Annotated in this window: 9 protein-coding genes and 2 riboswitches; of the genes, 5 read left to right on the top strand and 4 right to left on the bottom strand. The window is 36.3% G+C overall.

Annotation, left to right across the window (positions count from 1 at the left end):
* The coding region (locus tag V7077_RS24160; protein WP_335506700.1) for an Ig-like domain-containing protein at positions 1-2,425 on the bottom strand (2,425 nt) is incomplete at its 3' end.
* Positions 2,426-3,039: 614 nt separating this feature from the next.
* Here V7077_RS24160 and V7077_RS24155 point away from each other — a divergent pair.
* From V7077_RS24155 to V7077_RS24145, 3 genes are all read left to right on the top strand, one after another.
* Positions 3,040-4,167 (top strand): hypothetical protein, encoded by a 1,128-nt coding sequence (locus V7077_RS24155; protein WP_335506698.1) that lies wholly within the window; start codon positions 3,040-3,042, stop codon positions 4,165-4,167.
* Positions 4,168-4,230: 63 nt separating this feature from the next.
* Positions 4,231-5,586, top strand: coding sequence for a hypothetical protein (locus tag V7077_RS24150; protein WP_335506697.1), 1,356 nt, complete (start codon positions 4,231-4,233; stop codon positions 5,584-5,586).
* 309 nt (positions 5,587-5,895) lie between these two features.
* A riboswitch (cyclic di-GMP riboswitch) is annotated at positions 5,896-5,978 on the top strand.
* A 335-nt stretch (positions 5,979-6,313) separates the two neighbouring features.
* Complete coding sequence (locus V7077_RS24145; RefSeq protein ID WP_335506694.1) at positions 6,314-7,297, top strand: LCP family glycopolymer transferase; 984 nt, start codon at positions 6,314-6,316, stop codon at positions 7,295-7,297.
* Positions 7,298-7,712: 415 nt separating this feature from the next.
* Here V7077_RS24145 and manA (V7077_RS24140) read toward each other — a convergent pair whose 3' ends face one another.
* A complete protein-coding gene (manA, locus tag V7077_RS24140) occupies positions 7,713-8,657 on the bottom strand; it encodes a mannose-6-phosphate isomerase, class I (protein WP_335506692.1) in 945 nt (314 codons plus the stop codon).
* 21 nt (positions 8,658-8,678) lie between these two features.
* Positions 8,679-9,215, bottom strand: coding sequence for an NUDIX hydrolase (locus V7077_RS24135; RefSeq protein WP_335506690.1), 537 nt, complete (start codon positions 9,213-9,215; stop codon positions 8,679-8,681).
* A 626-nt stretch (positions 9,216-9,841) separates the two neighbouring features.
* A riboswitch (cyclic di-GMP riboswitch) is annotated at positions 9,842-9,931 on the bottom strand.
* 105 nt (positions 9,932-10,036) lie between these two features.
* Here V7077_RS24135 and V7077_RS24130 point away from each other — a divergent pair.
* Positions 10,037-10,195, top strand: a complete 159-nt coding sequence (locus V7077_RS24130) for a hypothetical protein (RefSeq protein ID WP_335506688.1) — start codon at positions 10,037-10,039, stop codon at positions 10,193-10,195.
* A gap of 133 nt (positions 10,196-10,328) precedes the next feature.
* Entirely contained in the window at positions 10,329-10,727 is a 399-nt protein-coding gene (locus V7077_RS24125; RefSeq protein ID WP_335506686.1) for a VanZ family protein, read from the top strand.
* Between the two features lie 328 nt (positions 10,728-11,055).
* Here the strand turns inward: V7077_RS24125 and manA (V7077_RS24120) are convergent, their stop codons facing one another.
* Complete coding sequence (manA, locus tag V7077_RS24120) at positions 11,056-12,003, bottom strand: mannose-6-phosphate isomerase, class I (RefSeq protein ID WP_335506684.1); 948 nt, start codon at positions 12,001-12,003, stop codon at positions 11,056-11,058.
* Between the last annotated feature and the right edge of the window lie 213 nt (positions 12,004-12,216).

Raw genomic sequence — 12,216 nt, 5'->3', positions numbered from 1 at the left:
AGTCTCCGACATTAATCGTTTGATCGGTTACACCATTAATGATTGGCTTTTGCGTATCTGTTACAGTTATTTCTTTTTCCCCGCTAATATTTCCTGCTTGATCCTCCGCAGTAACTGTTAATTTTGTACCAGCTTGTTGAGTTGGAATGGAGACTGAGAAATTCCCATCTGTTCCAGTTGTTCCAGAGCCAATTAACGAGCTAGTGACTTTTACTTCTACTGTAGACCCAGCCTCAGCTTGCCCGGTAACAGAAGTATCCATATCACTTACATTGCTGACAATTGGTATGGCTGGTGCTGTTACATCTTTTACCGTTACATCTGTGGCTGTACTAACATTTCCTGCTGCATCCTTTGCATACACTTGAATAACCGTATTCGCAGGTTGTTTCGAGATATTGATTGTGAAATCTCCTGTATTACTGCTAGTGGTGCTGCCTATTTGATTTTGCCCTACCTTGGCAAAAACAGTTGCATTGGCTTCAGCCGTTCCATTGATTTGAGTATCGGCATCACCAACCGAATTAACATTCGGGCTTGCTGGAGGAGTCGTATCCGCTCCTGTTCCAGGAATATTGGCAATTGTATAAGTAATATCCTGTCCTTTATTGGTAGGGACTGATAATCCATCCTGTGAATTGAAGGCTTTCACAACAGCCCCGCCCCCACGAAGATTGAGCGTACTTCCTTGATAAATTTTTTCTTTTACTGTGTTAAAGGTCGAATCGCTTTTGAATCCATATAACCCTGTAGATTGCTTTAATAACAAGGCCATTCGAAAATCCGTCATTAATTTTCCAAAAGTTAGATCTGAACTAATATACTTTTTAGCCACATCTTCAATTGCTTTATAATCACTATTCGGATCGGTTAATATTTCTTTAAAAATCTTATCCCCTTGATTGGCTTGAACTTTAATATATTGGGCAAAAAGATAGGACAAGGCATAATTTGATAAAACATCACCGCTATAATCCCAATACAATAAAGAATGACCATTTTGAATGGATGAAGAGTTGTTATAGTAGTCTATTCGATCACTAAGTCCTGTACCTAAATAAATTTGTTCTGCCGCCATGGAAAGACCCTCATCTAACCAGGTATCCATATCACTATTTCCTTCTATTAGAACATTTTCATTATAATTGACCATATGTTGAAACTCGTGGGCCAACGTAGAATATGCGCCAGAAACGTCCTTTGTAGAACTCATACCCATTGCGGGGTACGTATCAATATAGAATATTTCAGATTGATTAGAATAGGAGATGTTATACAAATCTGCAGCCCCAAAATACCCTGCTACATATCCGCCGCTTCCTGAGAAACCGTCTTGAATGTCATAACATAGAATATTGACCTTCCCATCATGGTCAACATCTGATTCAGAACCAAAGTTATTCACAACCGTGGAATAGATTTTATTATCAAATTCTTGACCCAGTTTGGCAGCATCTGCATCTGTAATCTGGTTATTATGAACCCATATATTAGCCTTTGAACCACTATAAGCTAATCTTGTGTTAATTTGATAATTCGAATCATCCGTTAAGTCTGTAACCCAAAAGTATTTATAATCCCCTACATTATAGGAAGGATTAATCGATAGTAAGCTTTTCCTAATTAATTTCCCTTTATTGCTGATACTATCAAATTGCTTATTATAATCTACCTTATAAACATTCGGCTTTAAATTTTTAGTCGATGAATCATTCACTGCTTTAATATTAAAAGCTCCTGTTGACTCTGTCGAACTTCCATTAGTAGATTCATTGCTTATAACCGCATACCGGTCATTACCTGAGGTGTTTCCGACAGTAGTATAGAAAGGATTAGCTACCTTAAAGGTTATAACATCTTGGTAGTATGCATCATATCTATTTATTGATACTCCTACTCTCATATATATATAACGTTGATTTTGGTAGCTGGATTTAGCTAAAGAAGTATTTAAATTAACAGCGTTATACCCATATGTATCGTAAGTTGTAGATCCCACATAATTTAAGGAATTTGAGGTTTCATTAAAAAATTCAATGCTGATATATCGATCTTTAATATAATAATATTGTGAGCGATAGGCTAAGCTAACGGTCATATAGTCTGTACCAATAGTAGAAGTAGTTATTTTGTTAAAATTAATAGTGTGATAATAATAGTTACTATCCCATAAATATCCAGCTAAGCCTCCATTGGCTATAATCGGATAATTTGAAGGATCAAGATAATTAGCCTCTTTTTGTAACGAATTTCTTGGAGTGTTCCCAATCGCAAGGTTTGAGCTCAAACTTTTTAACTGAGTATTTCCAGTCTGAAGATTCGAGCTCATGCTTTTTACTTGTTGTGGAGAACCATCTGCCGCAAAAGCAGCTCCTGGAACAATTAACATTTGCAGTGTTAAAATGATTGAAATGATTTTCTTCAAAAAAACAACCCCTCCTTCTCTCATTCACTTAAACATCACTCTCTAAATCTTGTAATTCCACAAAAACTTTTTGCTCAAAAAAAAGCATTTAAGTATTGCTTTTATGGATCACCACCTTTTGTATTTTTGCCCGGTGTTAATATAAATTAATGACTAATGAGGGCAAATTGAGCTATTATTTTTTAATTTTTTCCAGTTTCGATATTATTATAGTCCTATAAACTGAAGGATGAAATACCCAATTAAATATTATTATAGTGACTTAATACCACCTATCCTCCCAATTGTTAGCTATTGGCAGTTCACATGTAAGCCATAGAGAGTGAGTTCTTACCTAATTTTGACTTTATACAAAAGTATCATCATTGGAGGCTTAGAATAGCTTGGATTATGACTATTACAGTATTCTCTTTGTCAACCTTAAGGAAAGCGGTTTTCTGAATATTTTTTTTTGGAAAGATCCCCCCTTTTGTTACACCTTTATTTATCGACAATAAGGTAAAATAATCCATTTGTGTGATATAATCCTCCGAGAAATTAATGGAGTAAATACTAATGCACTATTTAGCTTTACATATCGTGCGATTCATTAATAACGATAAGGGAAGATTTATTTGTTTAAAAAAATAATAACCATTATGATGGCCTTGATTTTGTTGTTGATCTGTAATAGTAATGATTCTTATGCCGCATCCTATCCACCTGCAATTAAATATCAATGGACATCAGGTAAATTCCAAATTCGTAATACCTGGGCACCAGGAATTGATAAGAACGGTTATATTAATTTACTATACTCATCTCCTACAAGCAGCAACCTTTATAACTCCTACATAATTCTCAATACAATTGGTAAAAAAATTTATGAACAGATCAATTCTAAAAGTCTAGGAAATATCTATGGGCTGAAGGTTGTAAAAGATGGATTAATTATCCTTACAAAGAATGATATAAGAAAATTGGATGCTAAAGGAAATACAAAATGGGTTAATAAACGAAAGGGTTCCAGAATATACATTGGTGACAGTGGGAACATTTATCTTTTTGATTTTTATCCCCAAAAGTTAACACAAATTAATCAAACCAACGGAAAAGTAATTGGCACTTACACCATGACGACTAAAATTAAAGAAGATATACAGTTTAATCCTAAAACAGAAACCTTTTATGCCCTTACTGACAGCAATCTTAGTGCCATTAAAGGGAACAAATTGCGTTGGAAAGTTTTAACGCCCAAAGGATTTAATACAAATGCATGGATAGATGATGTTTCACCGAACGGAACGGTTGCAATAACCTTCTATTCAGAAAAAACGGATGAATTCTTATTGCAAGTATATTCAGTTACTGGAAAGGTAAACTGGGCCTATAAATCTAAAGACTTTTCAGCGCAAGAAGATTCCATGTTTAATGCTAATGATTATCTTCTTGTACGAGATTCATATCCTGATAGATTTATCTGGTTTGACCCTAAAGGAAATCAAGTTAAGTCATATAAATTAGATAACAATATAGATTCGAGGATTTTTTCTGTTACCAATAACTTAGATGTATATATAAGTTACACTAGTTATAGCTCAAAGGGAGAGTATTCAGTTATTAGAAAAATAAATAAGGCAGGTATTATAGTAGCAGAGTCACAAAATAAAGGATTTAGTAGTTATTCCCTTTCACCATACGGGGTCTTCACTGGTGGTACTTCAAACAATCTTTTTCAATTTGCATTTTATAAATTAAATTAAGATAAATATGATAAGATTGGTGACTGACAACGAATATATTCGAACTTAGGTGGGATAAAAATAGTGATTAAAAGATTGATAATTTTAATAATAGCTGTAGTTACCTTAAGCTCCATGGTCCCTGCCAAACCATCTTATGCTGCTACGATTTCCCTTACCGAGCTAGCGGCAAAGGCGATGTACCATCAAGAGCAAAAAATTTCAGGATATCAGGATGTAGAAAAGACCGGTTATAAAACAGTTGAAAAAACAGGATACCATGATGTAGAGGTAGAAAAAACAGGATATCGAGAGGTAGTAAAATATAGAACCGAGACCGTTACCAAACAGGTCCCCTATACCAAAACAATCCCCGTATACGGTTGGGTTGTAACCGATTATTTTGCCAAAAAGGGATCCGTTATTCTAACAACACCTAAGCTAAATGATCACAATGATATCGAGGTACGGACAATAAATAAATGGTATACCGCTGCCAGTATTGATAAGGAAACCAAATTGACCAAAGTTAGTGACCATTTTGGAAAAGCGCTTGTCGAATATACAACATATGGGGATGTGTACAAAACCACCTATATATACACAGCAAAAATCAGCACCCAAGCCTATATAAAGCAAAGTACGATTAGTAAATTAACAGCTGCTAACTCCTATGGAAAAAAGTACAATGTGCAAGTATCCAAAAATAGTCCATTAAAGAAGGTAAATACAAGTTGGTTTCAAGCAACAATTAAGTATATAAATTATGTAAAGGTACGAAACAAATGGATAAAGCAAACCAAAACGGCGACAGTGTTTATTCCATCAAAATATGTAAAAACAACTACACAGACAACAAAAGTCTGGACAAGGCAAACGAAAAAAGTGAATGGATATTTTTATTTAGATACTGATAACACAAGAACAGTGAGCGCCTACAAACAGGTAGGGAACAGGACAGAAACAGGTTATAATACGGTAACTGAGACTATTCAAGTACCCTACACCGAACAAGAGCCATATACGTATACCGAGGTGGAAAGCCAGCCATATACTTATACAGAGCAGGAACCTTACACCTATACGGAACAGGAACCGATTTATGAAACCGTTAATGTTGAAAATTCTACCCAAGAAAAATATAAAGCTATTACTAATTTTTATTGGCAATACACTTTAACATTAAACCAATTATTATCCCTTTTTGATCTATCGAAAGTAACGTATACTCTGAACAACGGATATGATAAATCACGAATTGTTATGGGTTCTATATCAATTAATGGATCCACAACTTTCTATTCGTTCACTCCATCTACACCAGTGAAATTAATCGTATTCGATGATGGAACCGCAATTAATTTATCTTATTTAACGACGGTTTATAACAAGCACTATGATGATGTGAACATTAACGGTGGTAGTTACACAGTTTATTAATTTTTAATAAGTTAAAACTAAAAAGTACTAGTAAATATCCAAAAAATAAATAGGATATTTACTAGTACTTATTTGTATTCATACTATCAAAATGCTGTTATTATATAGTATCATATACCCACAATAACAACTGAAGGGACGACTCCAGGACTTAAGTTGTTAATGCTTGGTTATATATTTATGAGCTTATATGCTACTAATTTCACATTAAGTGAAGCAGTCATTAAAATTGTATTAAAAATACCTTTAAATCATCAGGATTCGAGCATAAAATGATACAATTTTAAACATATATTTTCTAGTATATCAATCTGATAAAGGCAAACCTTTTGAAAAATAGGGACGCAAAGTCGCGGGTCTAAGGCGAAAGCTATGATGGCTGGACTACCGGATTAATATTCAAAGGAGAGGAATCGTTTGAGTATTAAATCTATAGTTTGTTTATTTTTAAAAAAACATAAAGTTGACTACTACACTGGTAAATGTGTAAGATGTGGTAAAAAATGTAGAACTCGGTAATTCGGGTTCTTTTTTTATTGTATCCATTTGCAATTATTCAGATTTTTGTTTAAACAAAATCATTCATTATTCAATCAATCTCTACGATATTCTACAAATATTTCATTTTTACCAGTTTGATCTTATTGAATACATTCTCCAAAAATAGTAATATTAGTCAGTAATTATAAGGCTAAATAACTATTTATATAATACAGTGGAGGAAAATATGAAGAAAAAGAGTGGAAGAAAGCGGAAAATAATTGGCTTCAGTATGCTAGGAATCTTACTTCTAGGGGTTGCTGCATTTGGCTATGAATACTATCAACTGCAGCCCAAAAATCACTTTTCAACGGTTCCCGTAGTGGGTGCGAAGAAAGCATCAGGTTCAACGAATTCAGAGGAAAAAGTTGAGGTGAAGACCCCTGTATTTAACGTCCTCTTAATCGGTTCTGATCAACGAAAAGGTGACAAATTAGGTCATACCGATTCGATGGTGCTTGTCCATGTTGATTTAAATAAAAACAAATATCAGGCAGTTAGTATACCTCGTGATACTCGTATCCATTTAGATGGTTATGGATATACAAAATTAACGAGTGTTCAATATATTAAGCAAGCCACCGTTGGGTCCCAAAAAGGGATTGAGGATGCTGTTACAGCTATAAGTGAGTTTATGGGTGTCCCTATCAATTATTATGTTGAAACAAACTATTGGGGCTTCCAATCTATGGTTGACGCATTGGGTGGAATCAAAATGAATGTACCTTTTGATGTAAAATTAACCCATCCATGGTATGCAGAAAATAGAAATAAAGTAATTAGTACAGGTACCTATTCATTTGACGGGAAAATGGTAACAGAGGTTGTTCATGAGCGTTATTCACTAAAAAATGGTGAATATGGCCGTCAGCAGCTGCAGGAAGAAGCATTAAAGGGGATTGCCAAAAAAGCGTTAAGCCCAAGCAATATCACAAAGTTGCCAGCCCTGGTTAAAACGATTCCTCAATTTGTTGTAGCTACAAATATGTCAACAACTGATATGTTGAGCCTAGGCCTTTCTGCCAAAGACTTTAATCCCAAAACTCAGTTGGTTTATCAACAAATGCATGGTGAAGGAAAAAAACTTTACGATGATATACTAAAAGCAAACAATGCCCAAATAGTGATCAATCAAGAACAAGTAAAAGCTATAGCAGCTAATTTTCAATAAAAAAAGCACAGGGACGGTTCTCATGCTTCCGAAGTATGAGAACCGTCCCTGTGCTTCTTCTTTCACTAAAATTCAACAATTATCCTCTAAATCCAGCATAATTATTTTTAATATTCCGCAATTTATTCCGTTGATATTGAAAGCGTTTTCAGTTATAGTTAGTAAAATACTATTGATAGACTGAATGGTTATCTACAACTATTACTAGGAGTGGATGTTCATGGACGAACAAGGGAATCTATTAGTGGGGTTATTTTGGGGTACGTCTTTAAGTATACCTTTGTGGATGGCGTTTTTTGGCTGGCTGAAACTATTAATTCATTTCGTTATTTAGTAGAAAGATTTAATAATTATATATTTTCATAGCAAAAAGAGTAAGGACCTCCATCATAGGTCCTTACTCTTTTGTATCATATTAAGTATGAGAAACAATCATTTCACAATTCCCATCGACCTCAAACTCGCCAAATCCAACAGGAAGAATGAAATGAGTTCCCTTCCTCAATTCATATTGCTTCTCATGATGAGATAGGGTGCCTTCACCTTTAATCACACTAAAAAGCAAATACTGATCATTAAATGAAAAGCTAGACCTGCCGCCAACTTGCCATTTATAAACAGAGAAAAACTCTGATTCTACAAAGGTTGTAATGGAAGTAGCATCCTTTTCTTGGACTGTTTTCATACTTACAGCATCATGATGCGGAACGGTAGTAACCTCGATTGCTTTTTCTAAATGAAGCTCCCTTAAGTTGCCCTCTACATCTCGGCGATCATAGTCATAGACCCGATAGGTGGTGTCAGAGCTTTGCTGTGTTTCCAATACAAGAGTTCCTTCACATAAGGCATGGATGGTCCCGCTTGGAACATAGAAAAAGTCACCTGGTTTGATTTTTACTCGGCGGAGCAGATCACTCCACTTACCTTCCTGAATTTGCTGCTGCAATTCTTCCTTGGTTGTGGCATTATGGCCGAAAATCATGTCAGCATTTTCTTTACAATCAATAATATACCAGCACTCCGTCTTACCAAGTTCGCCGTTTTCTTCAACCATCGCATAGGAATCATCAGGATGCACTTGAACAGATAAATCCATGTCGGCATCCAAAATCTTGGTTAATAAAGGAAATACCTTTCCTTGTGGATTTCCAAAAAGCTCTGGATGCTCCTTCCACAAATGGTCTAACGTCATTCCCTTAAAAGGGCCATTATCTATTATAGAAGGTCCATTAGGATGAGCGGAAATCGCCCAGCACTCCCCTGTGTTTTCATTAGGGATATCATATCCAAATTCTTCTTGTAAAGCTGTCCCGCCCCATATTCTCTCTTTAAAGACAGGCTGTAAAAATAATGGTTCCAAACATAGTCCTCCTCATGATTGCTAATCCGTCATAAACTTATATCTTAAAATAGCGGCTAGACCGGCACCGTGCTTGAAATCACCTTTAACGATGAGATCCTTCACCTCTTCCATGGTCAGATAATGCAGTTCTAGTGTCTCACTATTTTCTAACGCTTGCTGGGTCGAAGTTAAGCCTGCTGCTGCAAACAAGAATATTTCCTCCGTTGTGGAGCCTGGAGAAGGATAAAAGCTCCCTAATTCAAGCCAATGTTCGGCCACATACCCTGTTTCTTCCTCAAGTTCCCGTTTTGCAACCTCCATTGGGTCGCTGCCTTCTTGATCAATCATTCCAGCAGGCAACTCCCATTGCCAGCTGTTAATCGCATGGCGATATTGTTTTAAACAAACAACCTCATGCTCTTTCGTTATCGGAAGAATGCAGACTCCTTTGGCAAAGTCCAAATAGGAAAATGTCTTTTCGTCTCCGTTTGGAAGAATCACCTGATCGATGGTAATTCCAAACCGATCTACCTTATTCTTATTAGAACTCGCAATCTTCCAAGTCAATTGGTTCACCTCTAACTTAATTATTCTAATTTTTATGGTTCATCTAAATTATCTCCAAATATTAGGATACTACAAAACGAAAGAAAATAGGAGAACAAATTTGTGAATACTCTACCAGTTCCATAGTTTCTTCAGCACAGTAATTGGAATTTATATGACAGATTAATTTACCTTCATTTAGGGAATACTATCATTATTAATTATCGAAGATAGGTAAGCGGTTGGGTCATTTAATTAAAAAAGGACTTTATTTTGGGGTGAACTTCATGGAAAAGGAAGGGAACATTTTAGCAGGGATTATATGGGGGACTACTTTTAGTATTCCATTGTGGATGGCAGTGTTTGGCTGGCTAAAACTATTCCTTCATTATATTTGAACTTCTATTTATAAGAGGATTCCTAAAAACGATCTAATATTTTTAATGAACAAAAAAACAATCCCAATTAGAAAGGATTGTTTTTGGAAAACGTTTACATATTAATGATGTGTATTTAAGATTTGATCTCCTCTTTTAGCTGCAGCCATTAAACTCATAATCAAAAGCATTGAAAAAGAGCCGACAAATAAACCTGCGATAAATATAAACATAGTAAACCTCCTAGATGAATGATAATTCGTAGTAAGGCGATTCATATTCGGTAACTGGCTGGCATAGTTTACAATAAAGACCTTAGCCCCTCTAGCTTTGCGCGGCCACTTTTCAATGGCTTTGCCCTTTCGTACGAACTATGTATTCCTTATCTTATTATAACATTTATTACGAGTGTTCCATAGTATTAATAACCTTTTAAATGTTGATATTATGTGAAGCGTGTTAAAGGAGGGCTCAATGGATGGACGAGTTTCAATGAGCCAACAAATGGAGGGAATAAAATTGAAAGAGAACGAGGATGGAGGGAACTTTGGTTTAGGATGCTTATGGGGAATCCTTTTATCCATCCCTTTATGGATCCTCACCTATTTCATAATTCGTCATGTACGAGACTAAGGTCCGATTTACATCTCTAGGAATTTCGAGCAAGAATAAATCACCTTATTGCTTGTCCACAGTAAAAAATTATTTATTATGGCCCTAATTAAATGTTAAGATAACTCCTAAAAGAGTTTTACTAGGAGTTATCATGCAAAAAAAGTTACTTATTCGGTTACTGTTTATCTTTTCATTGGTTTTTATTATCGGATTTACGATGTTTCCAAATTCTTCATTAGGCATAGGTATAAGTAAAGGGGAAATAAACTTGATTCCCTTTAAATCCTTGGGAAATCCAATTTCATCCGACTTTTTCGTTAATGTCGGGGGGAATATTTTATTATTTATTCCGTTTGGTTTTATATTACCATTGAGGTATCCCAAGATTGGTAGATTGACAACAGTCACTTTAGCAGGATTATGGTTATCGCTCCTAATCGAGTGTATCCAATTAACCATGCCTAATAGAACTACGGATATTAACGATGTTATGTTAAATACTTTAGGAACCTATATTGGGTTCCGTTTATTCAGTCATTATAAGTTCTGATTCAATGTATAATGAAATATAAGCTGAAAAGACTCCGGTAAGGAGTCTTTCTCTGTTCCACACCTAACCCGTTTGAAGGGAAGCGCGGGGACGGTTCTTCTGCTTCACCGTACCCTTAGGAGAAAGGAGTGAAGACTCGTGAGACAAGTCATACCAGCAAAGTAGGCTTACCTATCGTGGTGACCCTTTAACTACTTTAACAGACAAAATCAAGGTAAAATCTAGCGGTTCAACCGATACAAATTTCTCCAAATCAAATAAAGCTTTAATGAATAAGGAGATAATCAAGCAGTAAAAGAAGCATGAGAACTGCCCCGTGGTCCAATGTCTACTTATGCGATAAAATTAACTCACATTGACCGGAAATTTCAAATTCACCAAATCCAACAGGGACAATAAGATGCGCACCTTTCTCCAAACCATATTCCTCTCCGTTATGTAAAAGTGCTCCTTCTCCATTTATAACACTCAGAAGTAAATAGTGATCATCAAAGGAAAACAAGGCACATCCTTGCACTTCCCATTTATAAACCGAGAAAAACTCTGACTCTACTAAAGTAGTAATCTTAACATTCTCCTGCTCCTCAACCCTTTGAACAGCTTCACCATCTTGGTGCGGGACAGTCGTTACATCAATAGCCCTTTCTAAATGGAGCTCACGTAAATTTCCGGCTGAGTCCCTGCGGTCATAATCATACACACGATAAGTGGTGTCCGAGCTTTGCTGTGTTTCCAACACAAGTGTTCCTTCGCATAAAGCATGAACGGTTCCGCTTGGGACGTAGAAAAAGTCACCCGGCTTAATTTTCACACGGCGCAAGAGTTCATTCCATTTTCCCTCGGTAATTTGTTCTACTAATTCCTCCCTTGTCATGGCGTTATGGCCAAAAATCATGTCCGCATCTTCTTTACAATCGATAATATACCAGCATTCCGTTTTGCCAAGCTCCCCATTTTCATTTACCCTCGCATAGGCATCATCGGGATGAACCTGCACAGATAGATCCATATTGGCATCCAAGATTTTGGTTAACAACGGAAAAACCTGCTCTTTTGGATTCCCAAATAGTTCAGGATGCTCCCGCCAGAGATTGTCCAGGGTTATGCCGGTATACGGTCCGTTTTCGATGACGGAAGGACCATTCGGGTGAGCAGAAATGGCCCAGCATTCTCCCGTGTTTCCAGATGGGATGTTATATCCATATTCTTGCTCTAACGTATTTCCTCCCCAGATTCTCTCTTTAAAAACAGGCTTTAAAAATAATGGCTGCAACAAAAATACCTCCTTCTAGCTATTGGCTACTCTATTCATCTATTTTTCAGGCTTGTGTTGTCCGAACTTGGCTTGACTTCGGACAGCTCCGCGTGTTTTCTGGCTTGTGCTGTCCGAACTTGGCTTGACTTCGGACAGCTCCGCGTGATTTCTGGCTTGTGCTGTCCGAACTTGGCTTGACTTCGGACAGCTCCGCGTGTTTTCTGGCTTGTGCTG

It is taken from the genome of Neobacillus vireti (assembly GCF_036962465.1).
In the GTDB taxonomy this organism is placed as follows: domain Bacteria; phylum Bacillota; class Bacilli; order Bacillales; family Cytobacillaceae; genus Neobacillus; species Neobacillus vireti_B.
Note: the sequence above shows the minus strand (reverse complement) of the source record. Positions and strands in the feature narration are given on the sequence as shown.